This is a genomic window from Bacillus sp. URHA0034 (assembly GCF_056280405.1).
The window spans coordinates 159230-176544 of record NZ_JBWCDK010000002.1 but is presented as its reverse complement, the minus strand read 5'-3'; the positions used below and the strand labels follow the sequence as shown (position 1 = coordinate 176544).

General features: G+C 40.3%; 15 protein-coding genes. 8 read left to right on the top strand and 7 right to left on the bottom strand.

All coding sequences use genetic code 11. From position 1 onward, the window contains the following. The first annotated feature begins 101 nt into the window (after positions 1-101). Positions 102-1061 carry an aldolase catalytic domain-containing protein gene (locus ACZ9EE_RS03065; protein WP_476025218.1) on the top strand — a complete coding sequence of 320 codons (960 nt, stop codon included), beginning with the start codon at positions 102-104 and terminating at the stop codon, positions 1059-1061. Positions 1062-1127: 66 nt separating this feature from the next. Here ACZ9EE_RS03065 and ACZ9EE_RS03060 read toward each other — a convergent pair whose 3' ends face one another. The 3 genes from ACZ9EE_RS03060 to ACZ9EE_RS03050 all read right to left on the bottom strand — a co-directional run bounded on the left by ACZ9EE_RS03060 (position 1128) and on the right by ACZ9EE_RS03050 (position 3094). Continuing rightward, positions 1128-1856, bottom strand: coding sequence for a ZIP family metal transporter (locus tag ACZ9EE_RS03060; protein ID WP_476025217.1), 729 nt, complete (start codon positions 1854-1856; stop codon positions 1128-1130). Between the two features lie 191 nt (positions 1857-2047). Next, positions 2048-2179 carry a hypothetical protein gene (locus ACZ9EE_RS03055; RefSeq protein ID WP_476025216.1) on the bottom strand — a complete coding sequence of 44 codons (132 nt, stop codon included), beginning with the start codon at positions 2177-2179 and terminating at the stop codon, positions 2048-2050. A gap of 147 nt (positions 2180-2326) precedes the next feature. Next, positions 2327-3094: a TraR/DksA C4-type zinc finger protein gene (locus ACZ9EE_RS03050; protein ID WP_476025215.1), complete on the bottom strand. Its 768-nt coding sequence runs from the start codon at positions 3092-3094 to the stop codon at positions 2327-2329. A gap of 717 nt (positions 3095-3811) precedes the next feature. Here ACZ9EE_RS03050 and ACZ9EE_RS03045 point away from each other — a divergent pair. From ACZ9EE_RS03045 to ACZ9EE_RS03035, 3 genes are all read left to right on the top strand, one after another. After that, positions 3812-4444 (top strand): hypothetical protein, encoded by a 633-nt coding sequence (locus ACZ9EE_RS03045; protein ID WP_476025214.1) that lies wholly within the window; start codon positions 3812-3814, stop codon positions 4442-4444. 278 nt (positions 4445-4722) lie between these two features. Next, the gene (gene purT / locus ACZ9EE_RS03040; protein WP_476025213.1) at positions 4723-5889 is read left to right on the top strand and encodes a phosphoribosylglycinamide formyltransferase 2; all 1167 of its coding nucleotides are present in this window, start codon (positions 4723-4725) and stop codon (positions 5887-5889) included. Positions 5890-5946: 57 nt separating this feature from the next. Further along, on the top strand, positions 5947-7218 hold the full coding sequence (locus tag ACZ9EE_RS03035) for an L-lactate MFS transporter (RefSeq protein WP_476025212.1): 1272 nt from the start codon (positions 5947-5949) through the stop codon (positions 7216-7218). Between the two features lie 147 nt (positions 7219-7365). Here the strand turns inward: ACZ9EE_RS03035 and ACZ9EE_RS03030 are convergent, their stop codons facing one another. The 3 genes from ACZ9EE_RS03030 to ACZ9EE_RS03020 form a co-directional block, all read right to left on the bottom strand. Next, on the bottom strand, positions 7366-7806 hold the full coding sequence (locus tag ACZ9EE_RS03030) for a cell wall hydrolase (protein WP_476025211.1): 441 nt from the start codon (positions 7804-7806) through the stop codon (positions 7366-7368). A 139-nt stretch (positions 7807-7945) separates the two neighbouring features. Further along, entirely contained in the window at positions 7946-8788 is an 843-nt protein-coding gene (locus ACZ9EE_RS03025) for a manganese catalase (protein ID WP_476025210.1), read from the bottom strand. A gap of 234 nt (positions 8789-9022) precedes the next feature. Beyond that, a complete protein-coding gene (locus ACZ9EE_RS03020; protein ID WP_476025209.1) occupies positions 9023-9820 on the bottom strand; it encodes an HAD family hydrolase in 798 nt (265 codons plus the stop codon). Between the two features lie 246 nt (positions 9821-10066). On the opposite strand from ACZ9EE_RS03020, the gene ACZ9EE_RS03015 reads away from it, so the two are divergent. Then, positions 10067-10657 carry a molybdopterin-dependent oxidoreductase gene (locus ACZ9EE_RS03015; protein WP_476025208.1) on the top strand — a complete coding sequence of 197 codons (591 nt, stop codon included), beginning with the start codon at positions 10067-10069 and terminating at the stop codon, positions 10655-10657. Between the two features lie 10 nt (positions 10658-10667). Here ACZ9EE_RS03015 and ACZ9EE_RS03010 read toward each other — a convergent pair whose 3' ends face one another. Further along, positions 10668-12722, bottom strand: coding sequence for a helix-turn-helix domain-containing protein (locus tag ACZ9EE_RS03010; protein WP_476025207.1), 2055 nt, complete (start codon positions 12720-12722; stop codon positions 10668-10670). A gap of 135 nt (positions 12723-12857) precedes the next feature. Here ACZ9EE_RS03010 and ACZ9EE_RS03005 point away from each other — a divergent pair, with 135 nt between their 5' ends. The 3 genes from ACZ9EE_RS03005 (at position 12858) to sdaAA (ending at position 17205) form a co-directional block, all read left to right on the top strand. Continuing rightward, positions 12858-14087 carry an MFS transporter gene (locus ACZ9EE_RS03005; RefSeq protein WP_476025206.1) on the top strand — a complete coding sequence of 410 codons (1230 nt, stop codon included), beginning with the start codon at positions 12858-12860 and terminating at the stop codon, positions 14085-14087. Between the two features lie 12 nt (positions 14088-14099). Then, positions 14100-15533 carry a M20 family metallopeptidase gene (locus ACZ9EE_RS03000; protein ID WP_476025205.1) on the top strand — a complete coding sequence of 478 codons (1434 nt, stop codon included), beginning with the start codon at positions 14100-14102 and terminating at the stop codon, positions 15531-15533. 112 nt (positions 15534-15645) lie between these two features. After that, positions 15646-17205, top strand: a complete 1560-nt coding sequence (gene sdaAA / locus ACZ9EE_RS02995) for an L-serine ammonia-lyase, iron-sulfur-dependent, subunit alpha (protein WP_476025204.1) — start codon at positions 15646-15648, stop codon at positions 17203-17205. Positions 17206-17315: the final 110 nt, after the last annotated feature.

Here is a 17315-nt window from a genome sequence, read left to right as displayed (position 1 = left end):
TTTTAAAAATAAATTTGACACCTTTACTCGAATCATGATATAACCCCTTTAATAATAGCAAATAATATGGCGAATCATAAATAACAGGGGGAGTCGCAATTATGGTACATAGCAGCAAAATATTAGACTGTACGATCCGTGATGGAGGATTAGTAAACAACTGGGATTTCAGTGTTGAATTTGTTCAGGACTTATATAATGGACTAAGTGAAGCCGGTGTGGAATATATGGAAATCGGATACAAAAATTCCGCAAAGCTTCTTAACGCGACGGAGCATAATGCTTGGAGATTTCTTGATGATGAGTTTTTAAAAGAGGTTATTCCAGAGAAAAAGTTCACGAAGCTATCAGCTCTAGTAGATATTGGCCGTGTGGATCCAAATGACATTCTGCCCCGTGAGCAAAGCGTATTGGATATGATTCGCGTCGCCTGCTATGCGCGTGAAGTGGATAAAGGTTTAGAGCTTGTCCAAATGTTTCATGATTTGGGTTATGAGACTTCACTTAACATTATGGCATTATCCAGTGTGCCTGAACATCAGCTAATAGAAGCAATGGAAATGGTGAAAGAAAGCCCTGTAGATGTGGTATATGTCGTTGATTCTTTTGGAAGCTTAGATCCTGCAGGAATTGCCCATCAGGTGAAAAAATTTCAGTCGATGCTCCCTAATAAACAGCTTGGTATCCATACCCATAATAACATGCAGCTAGCATTCGCTAATACATTGACGGCTTATCAGAATGGAGTAACCTTCCTAGATTCATCTGTTTATGGTATGGGACGTGCGGCAGGTAACTGTAACACAGAGCTTCTCGTTAGCTATATCCAAAAATCAAGCTATGAACTGAGACCGTTACTCGGTGTAATAGAAAAGCACATGGTAGAAATGAGAAATACGTGGGAGTGGGGCTATATCATTCCTTACATGATTTCTGGTGTGCTTAATGAACATCCAAGGGTCGCAATGGCGTACCGTAATAGCAACGAACGTGACCAGTTCGTGAATTTTTATGATAAGGTAACCACTCCGGAAGCGACAGTAGCGACGGTTTCGAAGTAAATGATGGATTCTAAGAAAAGGTGTTTTCCTATATGGAAAGCACCTTTTTCTTAGCTGTTACTATAGTTAAGTGGAAAAATGATCCAATACCAGGGATACCAATAGACCCAGGGCAGCAATCAATCCAGTGACGGTTCCGCTTTCTTCGTACGCTTCGGGCATCATGGTGGAGGTAATCATAGCAATGATTCCGCCTCCAGCAAAAGCGGCGATTCCTGCCAAAAGATAGGCAGGTGCGTTTGATAGGAAAAAGTATCCTCCCCAGGCACTAACAGTAGCAATCACCAAAACGGACACCCACAAAAGAAAAATCTTGCTTTTATGATACCCGCTGCTTTTTAAACCAACCGTGCTTGACAGTCCTTCAGGAATATTACTGAGAAAAATTGCTGCAACTAACAACCAGCTGACAGACTGTTTTTCCAAAAGACTAGCGCCTACCATGATCGATTCGGGAATAGCATCCATCACTGTTCCGATAAAAATCGCAAGCCCTGCACCTTGGGCCTGCTGACTTGATCTTTTTCGTTGATGCGCACCTTTTTTTGAAACGAAATGATTTAAGATCGTAAAAATAAGAGCACCCAAAGTAAATCCAATGGCAGTTGCTTTTAATCCTCCATCGTGGATGGAATCCTCGAGTAATTCATAGGAAGCTGCTCCGATCAATATCCCGGTACCAAATGCCATAATGTCTCCGATGATTCTTTGCTTTACGGGTAAAAACATCGCGGCAAGGGCACCTAGGAAAACAGCCGAACCGGAAATGGCTCCCCACATGGCTGCATACCACATAGTTTCTCCTCCCTCCATAAAAGGTATCACTTATGTATAAACGTAATCACTAACGCTTAAACCTGATGCTTAAGAAATAGGTACCTAGTTATTAAAAAATGGCGGGAATCCAGGATAGTTATTGAAAAATAATAAATCCCTTCTCAACTGGGAAGGGATTTGTTATTTTTTAGGAGATAGATGAATGAGTTTTAAATATCCATGTGATTAGAGTTATTAGAAATTAAATCAAAGAAAGCATGGATAATTTCTAATGATTGAAATGTTAATAATGAAAGGGCTGTTATACTAAAAAATATAACCGGAATGAGCCGAATCCACATTTTATTTCGCCTCCCTTATGTTTCGGTTTGCTAAATAAAAGTGCGCTAACTATCATAAGGGTAAATTATTTAAAAATAAATCAATTTGCATTAAGTAATAAACAAACGGGTTTAGGCTTAAGGGTCACGACATGGAAAACAGAGACATTATTTAGTCTCTGTTTTCTTTTCTTCTAATCGATCCTCTAAATAACTATCTCTTCTTTTATAGGGAATATCTCCAATTTTGGAATCAATCCCATTATTATCTAGCATTTCCTCGTATTCTTCCATCTTTCTGGACGGAAGAACGGTTTTTTGCTGACCCGTTATGTCTGTGGCAGAATAAGTTTCGTAATCCTCCGCATAGGAATCTTCGTTTTTTCCACGGTTATAAAGTTCATTATAGTTAGTATAATCGCCGACGAGGTCGGCAGGAGTTTCCGAGGTTCCAAACTTGGCCACTTCCTGAAAACTATCTTCCGTATCGATCACACCATCTTTCGGGGTATGCCTAAAGGAATTAATCTTGGGCGGCTCTAAAAGTTCTTCCTCTACTGGACGATAATCTCCTCCAGATGTTTCGGGAGAGTGCTTGACACAATATAAGGTTGATGGAAGAACTTCTAACCGCTCGAAAGGAATTTCGTTTTCGCAAACCAAGCATTTCCCATAGGATCCATTGTCAATGGCCTCGAGTGCCGTGTTTATTTTTCTAAGCTCTTCATCCTGATGTTGCTTTAAGGCAAGATCTCGTTCACGATCAAATAATTCTGTCGCCAGATCAGCAGGATGATTGTCATAGGCCGATAACTCATCGACCGTTTCCCGCAAACTTGAATCCAAATCGCGGTTAACGTTCATTTGACCTTCTATCATCTGTTTATCCTCTTCAAGCCTATTTTTTAATTGATCAAGCTGGTTTGTAGATATCATTATCAGTCACATCCTCATTTATAGTTGCTAGTAATCTCTTACCATATACCCTTTTTGTATATTTAAAAACCTGACAATAGGATGAAGGCTGAGGCCGGATTGTTTAGTGGCAATTTTTGCAGCCATTTTTCAAATATCCGTTTCTCCTATTCTAAAAATGGGTACTTTACTAGAAAGACAAAGTGACATCGAATGCAGCGCAAAGAGAAATCCATTCATAGGATGAGGAAGCCTTTAACTGGTATAGTTTCCTCATGGCGACTTTGCCAAAGCGTATGTTTTGACCATTGGTACCTTAAACCAATTCGAATGGAGTAAAGCCAGGAAGGAATTCTTCCCATCTTCAACTCATAAGGAGGAGATCACTATGTTCAATTTTATAATTGGGTTTATCCGAGGAATCGCGATGATGGCACCGTTTTGGTTTATGATTTATGTTGGTTTATCGGGGAAAAATGGGAGCGCATAATCAAAATTCCATATGATGTTTTAAAGGGCGTTGAGCTGGACCGAATATAAATCTTCTTTAAGATAAGCAAAAAAGATCAGGAGCGATATCCTGATTTTTTTTGCTTAATGTGTAAGATGTTAAGTTGCAAAAGACCTTTTACAAAAGATTCAAGCTGTATCTTATCTTTTTTTTATGTTGTCCACACCTTGTTACAAACCCAATCATATTTTATCTAAAAGAGGATGAAGGGAAGAAGAGTGAGATCGTTGGGCCAAGAGAAAAGAGTAAGAAAGGAACCAAATGGAGAATTAGATCGGTTTTCGAAATTAATGTTTGGGGCCAATCGGCGAAGAGTAGGAAACAAAAAGGATGAAAGTGGTTCTCATGAAATTCCGGACCGAGGATTTATGTTTGGAGCCCATCAGCACAGAGAAGGACATGAAAGGGACGAAAGTAGTGGACAAGAAATTCGGGACCGAAAATTTTTGTTTGGAGGCCATGAACGCAGAGAAGGGCATGAAAAGGACGAAAGTAGTGCACAAGTAATTTCGGACCGAAAATTAATGTTTGGAGGCCATCAGCATAGAGAGGAACATACAAAGAATGAAAGCAGTTCACAAGTAATTCCGGATCAAGAAGAGGCGCCTCATTCTAATCCCAAAACCAATCAGTTTGATCATTGGCTTTTTGGCACGAGGCGAAGGGAAGAGGAGTACAGTACTCCAACTCCTCAAAATCAACTAGAACAACAAATTGAAAATCTTCTTACTAAAGTGGATGTTGGATTGCTTATGGAGACGATTGATATGCTGGTCGAAACAACTAAACAATATAAACCATTATTGAAGGAAATCCCGCCAATGTTTAATCAATTTATAAAGAAATTCAAATCCAAATAAACGATCGATCTTCAATGAGGAATGTGGAGGTTGTATAAAGGGTTCATTTTCAAAGGAAAAGGGGGCATCAAAGATGTGCTCTTTTTTGCTTTTCACCTATCTTTTTACAAAAGCCAGAGGTAGAACCATTAATAGCTGGTTACGCTTTCAAATAAAAAGGCGAATAAAAATAGTTTTATTAATATATAACGTTCGTGTTTAAGGTAAAAATATCTCTTGAATGAAGTTGAAATATGGGTTACTATAATCAAAAGACAAACAATAAGGGGTTGTGTTGGATGTTTGGTACCCAAACAAAAAAAGTGTTGCTCCTCGGTTCTGGCGAGCTTGGTAAAGAGACAATCATCGAGGCTCAGCGTTTAGGAATAGAGACGATAGCTGTAGACCGATATGAAAATGCTCCTGCCATGCAAGTGGCCCATCGTTCCTTTGTGGTGGACATGCTGGATGGAGAAGAGCTTCGTAGTGTGATAGAACAAGAGAAGCCGGATTTTGTGATTCCTGAAATTGAGGCGATCGCAACAGAAACCTTACTCGACCTTGAAAACGAAGGATTTAAAATTATACCGACCGCTAAAGCAGTGAACTTGACCATGGATCGGGAAGGAATCCGACGCTTGGCAAGTGAAGAACTAAGGATTCCTACAGCAAAATATGCTTTTGCAAACACACTAGAGGAATTAAGGGAAGCTGTAAACGAAATCGGGATTCCCTGCGTGATTAAACCAATCATGAGTTCGTCTGGAAAAGGCCAAACCGTTTGCCGTTCAATCGAGGATGTAGAATGGTCTTGGCAAGAGGCTATTTCAGGTGGAAGAGGCAAAAAAACACGGGTGATTGTTGAGGAATTTATTCATTTTGAATCGGAAATTACTCTGCTAACTGTCCGCTCCGTTTCAGGAACCACCTATTGTGCTCCAATCGGACATGTCCAAAAAGATGGTGACTATATTGAATCCTGGCAGCCGCATGACATGTCAATTGAACAAATCGATGAAGCGCAGGATATCGCAAAAAAAATCACCGATGCTCTTGGCGGGTACGGGCTGTTTGGAGTTGAATTATTTCTTTCTCCACAAGGTGTTTATTTTAGTGAAGTATCGCCACGGCCGCATGATACAGGAATGGTTACGATGGTAACCCAGGACCTTTCGGAATTTGCCTTACACATAAGAGCGATTTTAGGCTGTCCGATTCCATCTGTTCGACTATTAAGACCTGGTGCAAGTCATACAATTAAAGCAACGAAGGAAAGCAAGACCTACCAGATAACCGGAATTTCTGAAAGCTTATCGATCCCTGATACACAGGTTAGGGTGTTTGGAAAACCAGATACAAAAGTGGGACGAAGGATGGCAGTCGTATTGAGCAGCGGAGAATCAGTCGAAGAGGCAAGGCAGCGCGCCTCATTAGCAGCTTCTAAGATGATGGTTACTCACGACTAAGTACTAATCGAATCAACTGACAGCCAGAAAAACAACTTGAAAAAGGGGACTAAAAGGATGCAAGCAAAAAATCGTTGGCTGATCGCTCTCTCAGCAGTTGGTATTCATATTTCAATTGGTTCAGTTTACGCCTGGAGTGTTTTTACGAAACCGCTGCAAGAACAGATGGGGTGGGGATTGAAGCAGATTTCGTTTACGTTTAGCTTGGCGATTCTATTTTTAGGCTTATCCGCAGCTTTTCTTGGCCACTTTGTCGAAAAGTTTGGACCGAGAGCGGCAGGTACACTTAGCGCTCTGTTTTTTGGAGTGGGAATTGCTGGGGCAGGTTTAGCCATTCATTTGGAATCATTGCTATTACTCTATTTATTTTACGGGATGATTGCAGGAATTGGGTTGGGGGTTGGGTACATCACACCTGTTTCCACGCTGGTAAAATGGTTTCCTGACAGAAGGGGGCTCGCCACCGGGTTGGCCATCATGGGATTTGGTTTTGCTTCATTGATAAGCAGTCCGATTATGAATCATTTAATCGAAACATATGGCATTTCAAACACCTTCTATATTCTTGGTTCTGTCTACTTCGTTATCATCTTTTGTTCTGCTCAGTATCTGGCGCCGCCAAAAGAGGGATGGGTCCCAAAAGCGCTAGAAGCAGCAGCCAAAAAATCCGGTACGATGAAAATAAATCAGGATTTACGTCAATTAACCGCCAATGAGGCCGTCAGAACAAGACAGTTTTGGGCTTTATGGGTGATGCTGTTTATCAATATTACCTGTGGAATCGCGATTCTTTCTGTTGCCTCCCCAATGGCCCAAGAGTTAGCAGGGCTGTCGGCTGCCGGAGCAGCGACAATGGTTGGAATCATGGGGTTATTTAACGGATCAGGAAGGATTGCTTGGGCTACGATTTCCGATTACATCGGAAGGCCTAATGTTTACACCCTATTTTTCGCTTTTCAAATCGTCGCGTTTTTTATGCTGCCAAATATCACAGTTGGACTTCTTTTTTCAATCATGGTTTATATGATTATGACTTGTTATGGAGGAGGATTCGCCTCTATCCCTGCCTATATCGGCGATTTATTTGGAACGAAGCAGCTTGGGGCCATTCATGGCTACATATTGACTGCATGGGCTGCAGCCGGTCTCGTGGGCCCAATCTTTGTATCCTGGGTCAGGGAGACCACGGGAAGCTATCAGGGGACTTTAGTGATTTTTTCAGGGATATTTGTACTAGCTCTAGCCGTTTCACTGCTCATTCGTCTAGATATTAGAAAATTAAGGGCGAAGAGCGAAAATCCTATCGTAAATAATGCAGGGAATTTTTAACGTACAAATCGATTCTCCGGGTGAATGACTTAAAGAAAATCCTATTAAACAAGGGACCACACCAGTGATTTTAAAATGGTGTGGTCCCTTTTATTTTTCAATTGTATTACATATGGTACCAATTGAGGACACAGAAAATCATGCTGCCTAACCGCTATAAACAGTATCACATGTTCCAGCTTTTGGTTCATAATAACAATGATTTTTAAATTGACCAGATTGTGGTTGACCGTACCAGGTGGGAGGGCATGGGGCATGCGGATTAAAATACCAAAGGGCATATTTCCCTGGGTGTTGTCTCCAATATTCCAAATTCTGTCTTGCTAATCTTCTTTCAGCCGTTCTGGCTCTTTGGTAAAATACATTTCCTTTTTGAACCGCTTCAAAGGAAAAATTTCCACCTTGTACTTGAAAAATAACTTGGTTTATTGATCTTAAACCTTTAAAGTCTAAACAATTTGCGATAAGGCGATTTACAATGACATTGCCAACATATAACATCCCTAATTTTCCTTCACCTTCGGCTTCTGCTCTCATCATTCTTGCCATTAAGGCAACGTCCGTACTTCGGTAGCTTACTCTTGGCATATTTTCACCTCCAAATTATAAGTATGAAAAAAAGCCTAGATAGATGTAGATTTTTAAAAAATAAAATGACCTTTCATGCTCCGCCCAAAAGACGAAAAAACAAGATGACCTCGTTTTGAGATCATCTTGTCAAATAGTTTTATCTAGCTGGTAATCTAGTAATATCTAAGTCGTGATGTAATTTTTCCGAGGGTATACCTGGATTAGGTACTTGTCCTTTGGCAATTGGCTCTTCAATAAACACAAAGTCTCCCGACCCATCTGGTGCACTTCCTGTTGCCCAAAGACCTTCAGAAGACTCACTGCCTTCTGAGAGATTCCAAAATTCATAGGCCTGAGGCTGGGCTTCCTTTTCAGCTTCAGCAGGGAAGGAAGCTGGTACAACCACGCCGTTTTTCTCTTCAAGCTCTGCAATGGCCGCCATCCATTGGTATTGGTGGTAACGGTCACGGGCAAGCATTTTGCGGAAGGTTGCACGGACACCTTCATCGGTTGTCATGTGGTACAGACGAGCTACTTGAAGTCTGCCTTGGCTTTCGGCATGTAAATTAGAACGCATATCGGCTAATAAATTTCCACTTGCGACAATGTACGCACCGTTCCAAGGGACTCCATTTGCATTTGTTGGCAGCCCGCCAAGACCGCTCACGAGTAAATGCTGTGGATTGATCCCGCCCATTATGGCAGCAATAGCAGGGTCTTTTGCCGCTTCAGCCTGATCTTCTGGCGAAGCACCATCCAGCAATTGGCTGATTAGAGAGCAAAGCATTTCAACATGTCCTATTTCCTCTGTCCCAATATCCATCAGCATGTCTTTATACTTTTCTTCACCACGACAATTAAATCCTTGAAAGAGATACTGCATCATAACGGTCATTTCTCCAAATTGACCACCAAGTACTTCTTGTACTTGTCGGGCGAGCATTGGATCTGGTCGGTCTACTTTTACCTCAAACTGTAATTGCTTTTGGTGACGAAACATAAAATCCTCCTTTATTAATGAAATTCTATACTTTATTACCCGCCAATCTTTACGGTTAATCATTTTTTTACACTCAATAACAGAGAAACCGTTAAATGATCACTGGTATTCCTGTGTAATTAAACAATTAAAAAGTGAACCAGTTGGAAAGAGGGAAGGTGTCTGTAAATCTTGTTCAGAAAATAGGGAGATAAAAGTAACGGTATTTTGTTAAAGACATCATAATAAAAAACTTTAAATCGCATAGGATTCAAATGATTTAAGAAGATAATGTTCTATAAACTCAGCTAATCCGTCATTTTCGTGGTGTCCTGTAATAAAATCGGCAGCAGCCTTAACTTTTTCGCCAGCGTTCCCCATTGCCACACCAGTACCGACACGACGAAGCATCTCTATATCATTGGGTCCGTCTCCAATAGCTACGGCTTCATTTGGGTTAATGTGAAACTCGGTAAGTAAGCTTTTTATAGCTGACCATTTCGAAACAAAAGGGGCAACCAGTTCAAACCCGTCATTCCAATCGATAACTTCTGCTTCATTTTTAAACAACGCAGATAATTCAGGACATGGTGCACCAGTGCGAACACTATATTTAAGAACATTTTGATAATTTGCCTGTCTTAAATCTCCTAAATATAGTGGCGGGGTTTGCCCAACTTTTGTCCAATAATCGATTTCTTCATTAGTTTCCTTACAATAAAGCCCGTTTGCGGTATGGATAATAACATTACAAGATTTTTCAGCGGTGAGATGGTGGAATCGTTGTTCATTCAGTTGGACGGTTTTCATTTGGATAGCTCTTCCTGTCTCTGGATCGTGAATAGCAGCACCATTCAAACAGATCATGGGAGTGGATAATCCAATTTCTTTGTGGTAGGGAGCGGTTACTTCATAGTGTCGTCCCGTAGCTAGAAAAACCTTGATTCCCTGATTCATGAGCCTTTTAATGGCATCGATATTTCGGTGTGAAATGTTATTTGAGGCTTTTAACAGTGTACCATCCATATCAATAAATATTGCACGCACATTCATTTATTCTGCCTCCTCATTCGTGATAAACCAATCATATCATGGGAATATTAAGGCCTTGTAAACTCTATGTACAGACAAAATAAAGTTTATTGGAATGCAATGGATGGTTCTACGCTAATGATAAAAATTAGACAACATAGCGAATATTTATGTGGATACGATTTTGGTTTGCTTGCGTTATCTTGTATCATATTATAGGAAATACTGTATTTTAATGAATGTTTAAGAGGAATAAGGAGTGATTATATGGAAAAACAGCTTCCACCTGGCCAATTTGAAACAGAAAAATGGCCAATACTTCATAAAGGGGACGTTCCCGAGTTCAATAAAACCACTTGGAATTTCAGACTTTTTGGTGAGGTAAAAGAAGAAAAGATCTTATCCTATAAGGAATTTATGGAGCTTCCGAAGACCATTTCCACCGTTAATATGCATTGTGTAACCACCTGGTCTAAATTTGATACAACCTTTGAAGGAATTGCACTTAGAGAGTTATTAAAATTTGTTGAAATAAAGGAAGAGGTAAAATACATTAAAATTTATGGTTACTATAATCGTGAGAGATTTGGTTATTCTGCCAACCTGCCACTCCAGCCTTTATTAGGGGACGATTCTTTGTTTGTATACCGGTGGAAGGATCAAAATCATGGTTGGCAGGATATTGATCCTAAACATGGATATCCACTAAGATTTATTCCACCAGAAGTATTTTACCTATGGAAAGGCACCAAGTGGGTGTCAGGGATTGAGTTTATGACAGAAGATCAAGCCGGATTTTGGGAAGAGTTCGGCTATTCGATGACAGCCAATCCATTTAAAGAAGAACGGTACCGTTAGCACCGATCCTCTAAATCGAGTTACTGGTCTTTCTTAAATAACATGCAAGCTGCAGTTTCAGAATGTCTTCTGTATCTGTCAGAGAAATACGAAGGATTTCTTCAATTTTTTTAAGCCTCTTATATAAAGTATTAACGTGAATGTGTAATAATTGTGAGGTCTTTCCTGGTGCTCGGTCATGTTCCATATAGACAAGCAGCGTTTCTTCGAGCATTAAGCTTTTATCATTTTCTGATTGAAGTGGAAGGAAGACCTCATTAATGAATGCATTTAATTCTTCGTTCGGATGATTAATAAAAAGCCGATTAATTCCAATTTCGTCATAGTTCATGATCCCCGTCAGTCTTTTGGAAACCAGATACGTTATGGCTTTGTCGGCTTCTGTATAGCTTTTTTGTATAGATTCAAGCTCTTGATAAGAGGAACCAACTCCAATTTTTAAGTCTCCTTTATATAAATACTTCCAGCTCGTTTGAATCGTTTTAAGATTATTTAATAAATACTTTTTCTCGCTTTGACTGGAAAATTGACAAAGCATCGTAATTTTGTTCCGATATCCGAAAACAATAGGGGTATATGAATGAAAATGTTGTTTAATTAGTGAGATAAGTTTATGAATTTGGATATTGGTCAATTGGATATCCAAGTGAGAAGGTATATTAATCAAAATAACTAGATTATAAGATGTAACATCAATTCCTAGTTCAACTGCTTTTTGTGTTAGTAAATAATTATCTTTACATTCTAGGAAATCATGAAATAAATCATGGGTTTTTTGATAAAACGATTCAGTGAGTGTGTGTCTTCTTATCATTTCTAATGCAATGATCGAGCTAGCTTGTTCTAAAATCATTTTATCCAAAGGCAATAGAATACAATCATTCATTTCCACAATGATTAAACCAAAAGGTACATCGATCGCTAGAATGGGATAAATGTATAAAAGTTTTTCCTGTCCTGGAACTTGTAAAGAATGAAAAGATGGTTCTTGACAGTAGGTGATGAGTTTCTTTAACTCGTTAGGAAACTCTGATAACCATTCACCAGGACTTGAAAACACTTGGTCCTCGGAAAAATCAAAGATGATTAATGGCTTTTGGATTAGTTTATTTAATTCGTTTACGATGAATTTCAACCCTTTACTTTGAAGGGATAGTTTAATAAAGGTGTCGTGAATTTCATCACGTTGTATCAATAAATGATTATGTAACTTGAGATCGTGGAATAATTTTGAATTTTTTAGAGCAATGGAAACTTGGTCCGAGAAACTTTCTAGCAATCGCTGGTCCTCTTTTGTTAAAAGGGACGTGTGACCATTCTGATAAACAATCAATACACATAAGGTATGTTCTTCTACCTTTATTGGCACCGAAATAATCGATTGCAATGTTTCAAATTGAAAGGAATTAAGTAGGTGCTGGGTATTTTCAGATGACATCGTTGCGGATTCTCTAAGAATATCATCCATCGAAGTCAATCTGATCGATTGATTGGTCTGAAACGTTTTTCCGATGATGCCTTCCCCAATGTTCATCTTCATATTTTTAATTTCTTCACTCGGTCCACCTGTCCATGCCTTAGGAAGTAGTTTGCCTATGTCTCCGTCATACATCCACAGGACCCCCATATCCGCACTGGGAATAACAGAAAGAGCATTTTCAAGGATTTTCGTTAGCAGGAAGTCTAAATCTTCCAAAACAGATATATCACGTATACTCTCTATTAATTTGTTCCGGATATGTTTCTCTCTTTCTAACATCAATTGTAAATAATAAAGATCCACGAGTAATGTAAGGTGTTCCTGGTTACAGCTTTTCAACCTTTTCAATCCTGCTGTTCTTAGGACAATCGTCGAGTGACTAGGGTAATAGAAATGGATTTCATTGTAATCCGAATAAGCCATGGTGATATTTTTTCCCAGAGTCTTTGGAGAAGTGGTGTTATCACGAAATTGATGAGAGGAAACAAGAGAAAAATCCATGCCATTGATACTCTCCCATAACTGATAACTAGGAAGGTGACATTGTTCTCTCAAATACTGATCGATTTTCATTAGTGCGTTCATACAATCCCTCCTATTTCGAGTGTATATAACTACACTAATTTTACATGAATGGTGGAGATTTGAACATTGTTTAAATAGTCAGAATTTTTTATATTTAGAATAACATCACATTATAATTTGATAGGGGGTAGGTATATGGTAACGAGAGTACAGCAAAATTGGAAGTATATTATAATCACCATGCTTTTTCTAGGATGGTCATTAGGGAATTTTGATCGCTTTATTATGAATTATGCTATTTTAGGTATTTCAAAGGATTTACACTTTAGTGCATCCGAGACAGGAATTGTATTAAGTAGTTTCTTTGCTGGGTATGCCATCATGCAGATTCCAGGTGGATGGCTGGCAGATCGATTCGGTTTCCGGAAAATCATTATTACCGCCTTACTGGCATGGTCCATCTTTACCGTCTTAACAGGCTTTGCATGGTCTTTATTATCGATGATTCTCATCCGCTTTCTGTTTGGAATTGGGGAAGGAAGTTTCTTTCCATCGGCATCTAAAGGAATAGCTGGCTGGTTTCCAATCAATGAGCGGGGGCGTGCCATGTCTATTATGCTCTCTTCTGGAACCATCATGGGGGTTTTGACCCCAATTGCAGGAACACATCTGATACAAGGCATTGGGTGGAAAGGTATATTTCACTCAGTTGGTGTAATAGGAATCGTCATTACCCTATTGTTTGTTTTCTTTCTTAAGGAACAAACAAGGACTAGTGTAAACGGAGAGAAAACCTCTAGTGAAAAGAAACAGCCTTTAAAAGATGTATTGAAGACACCGATGATCTGGAATTTGTTTATTGCTTATTTTAGTATTTATGCAGTGAACTGGGGATTAACTTCATGGATGCCAACCTACTTAGTGAAGGTAAAAGGGCTCGATTTAACATCTGTTGGTTACGTATCTGCTATTCCTCCGCTCGCAGGTGTTTTAGCGATGTTTTTAAGTGGATATGTCTTAGATAAATTACCTGAGGGGAAGGACAAGCTTCTGGCAGCCGTTTTTGCGGTGATTTCGGCGGGTTCACTCCTTCTGATGGCTTTTGCGCCTAACATTACGATGTTTGTAATCTATCAAAGTATCATTACAGTCTTATTCTCATTTAATATTATTTTGATCACCACTGTCCCTTTGAAGATTCTCCCAGAAGCAGTGGTGGGGACGGCAAATGGTTTTATTAATACAGGTGCGCAGTTTGCAGGTGTCCTAACACCTATGTTGATTGGGTTTTTAGTGGATGCCTTTAATGGTTCATACAATGCAGCATTTATTATGCTGGTTATCTTTGCTCTTTTATGTGCAGGTTCATTATTTACAATTCGGCCCAAAAAACAAATTGAGTTAACTAGTCAACATGTAGGATAGGAGATGGACAAGTTGAATTTAACAGAAAAAATATCAAAAATAATTGAGAGTAAACGTTCTCTGTTTACAAATGTCAGTGATCAAATCTGGGGATTTGCAGAAACTCGGTTTGAAGAATTTCATTCGGCTGATTTACTTTGTCAAACATTAACAAATCAAGGGTTCTCCGTAACCAGAGGCGTGGCGGGGCTAGAAACCGGCTTTATCGGTTCATTTGGCAAGGGGCACCCAATCATTGCGGTACTTGGTGAATTCGATGCGTTAGCGGGGCTGAGTCAGCAAGCAGGCAGCATAAGTTTTAACCCTGTATCGGTGAATGGAAATGGACATGGATGTGGGCATAATCTATTGGGGGTTGGTGCACTTTCCGCAGCAATCGCCATTAAAGAATATATGGATGAGAATCAAATGGAAGGAACTGTCAGGTATTATGGGTGTCCAGCAGAAGAAAGCGGCTATGGCAAAACGTTTATGGCAAGGGACGGGCTGTTTAAGGACGTTGATGTGGCATTCTCATGGCACCCGGCAACAATGAACGCTGTCATGCATTCTACCTCAAACGCCGTCATTCATGTGGATTTTAAATTTTCGGGCAGAAGTGCCCATGCTGGTGCCGCTCCACACTTGGGCAGAAGTGCCCTCGATGCCGTTGAACTGATGAATGTGGGTGTCAATTATATGAGAGAACATATGGTTGACGAGGCCCGCATCCATTATGCCGTAACCAATACAGGCGGGTTAGCACCGAATGTGGTGCAATCTGAGGCAGAGGTGACGTACTTAATTCGAGCACCCAAGCCCAATCAGGTAAGAGATTTATTTGATCGAGTGGTAGATTGCGCACGTGGTGCAGCACTGATGACACAAACGAAAATGGAGCACAGTATACAGGGATCCTGTCATAATTTAATTCCAAACCTGACACTTGAAAAAGTAATGCAGCAACATATGCAAGAGTTAGGTTTTCCAAGTGTAACAGATTCGAGTATAGATTTTGCACAAGAGATGTATGCCACTTTGACAGAGGAAGAGAAACAAAGTGCTGCAGCGACTGTCGGTAAAGACATGGCCAGGAGGTTGGCTGAACGACCTATTGCTGATTTTGTTGTTCCTTTTTCCGAAAAGGTCAGTTTTATGAGTGGCTCAACGGATGTAGCTGATGTCAGCTGGAATGTTCCCACAACACAATGTCTCACGTCAACTTGGGCGTTTGGTACCCCTTTTCATACATGGCAAGTTGTCGCACAAGGGAAAGAAGAGTATGCACACGATGCGATGTTACTCGCCGGAAAAGCGATCGCTTGTACAGCTATTTCTGCACTCAAGAATCCCGAATTAATTGAAAACGCCAAAAGAGAATTAAATGAAACGCTCGATGGTGAAACGTATGAATCACTGATTCCTACAGGTTTGATGCCTCCGAAATTGATGGTAGCAAGCAAATAATCATTTCGTATAATGATGAATTCCATTACTTTTGCCCTTCTACTATAAAGGTGGAAGGGCAAAGTATTTATAAGGAATAATATGAGTGACTACAAGGAAAGGAGTACGTTATATGTCCTTTACTTCTTTAAAAGAATTAATTGAACTGGCAGAAAAAGAGAATACAACCATCGCTCAGATCATGTTAAAAACAGAAGAAGAACAAAAGGGGATTCCTAAGCACCAATTATTGGAGAAAATGTTGGAGCAATTAGGTGTAATGGAGGAAGCGGTACGAAAAGGGACAGAAAGTCCTGTGAAGTCTCGGACTGGCTTGACAGGTGGTGATGGATATCGTATGAAACTCTACACTAAAAAAGGGATGTCGTTTATCGACCCCCAAACATTAAATACCCTTTCCTACGCGCTGAGTGTGTCTGAAGTCAATGCAGCCATGGGGCGGATTGTCGCCACACCTACAGCAGGTTCAGCTGGCATATTACCGGCTGTTCTTATTCATGCTCTGGAAAGTGGTAGATTTAAACGAGATGAGATTGTTCTTTCTATGTTCACAGCTTCTGCCCTTGGATTAGTCATTGCCAATAAAGCATCCATTTCTGGAGCCGCGGGCGGATGTCAGGCAGAGGTGGGATCGGCAACAGCGATGGCAGCAGGTACGTTGGTTGAATTAGCAGGGGGAACACCATCCCAGGTCGGAAATGCGGTGGGGATCGCATTAAAGAATTCCCTAGGGCTGGTTTGCGATCCTGTCGCAGGACTAGTAGAAATTCCTTGCATTATCAGAAATGGACTACATGCGATTACGGCCCAAGCGGCAGCTGATATGGCGTTAGCAGGCGTCAATAGTGTGATCCCACCCGATGAAGTGATTTATGTGATGCATGAAGTAGGACAACAAATGCCGGAATCATTAAGGGAAACAGGAATAGGAGGCCTGGCAGGAACTCCAACTGGCAAGAAACTAATGGGACAAGTGTTTAATAAGAAAACAGGAAGTCAGCCGGCAAAATATCAGAGTGCGTATGAAATCATTGGACCGATTATGGTCGGTCCCTCTAGTTCCCATACCGCAGGCGCGGTTCGCATCGGCAGTATTGCCAATCAGTTATTAAATGAAAAACCTATTCATGTGAAGTTCTCCTTAATGGGCTCATTTGCGGAAACCTATGAAGGCCATGGGACCGATGTAGCCTTATTAGCAGGGGTACTCGGGTTGGCAACGAGTGATGAAAATGTACCCCATGCAAAACAGTTGGCAGAGCAAAATGATTTATCTTACGAATTTACCAAAAGAATACTAGGAAGTTACCATCCTAATACGGTTCTCATTGAATTGGAAGGAGAAACAAGAAGGATCAAATTATTGGCGAGTTCATTAGGTGGTGGAAAAGTGGAGGTTCAAGAATTGGATGATTATCCGTTAAAATTCTCGGGTGAGCGGCCGACACTGGTGATCCGTCATATTGACAAACAAGGATTTCTTGCGGAATTATCGAATATTCTTAATAAGCATGGGTACAACATCGCCCGTCTGGGTCTAGAACGGGCTAAAAAAGACGGATCAGCTGTTACCGTTTGTGAAGTGGATGAAAGATCCGTTACGACTATCATTCCAATTTTGAAAAAAGAACTCGCAATCTTAGAAGATATTCTACTCGTGCATTTACCATAAGAAGAAAAAGGTACATTCATTGAGGATCAAGCTGCCATTGGCAGCTTTTTGTTTTGAATAAAGGATACTTTCGCATAACAGTTGTTTTTCGTAAAAGTTCATCCACCCGT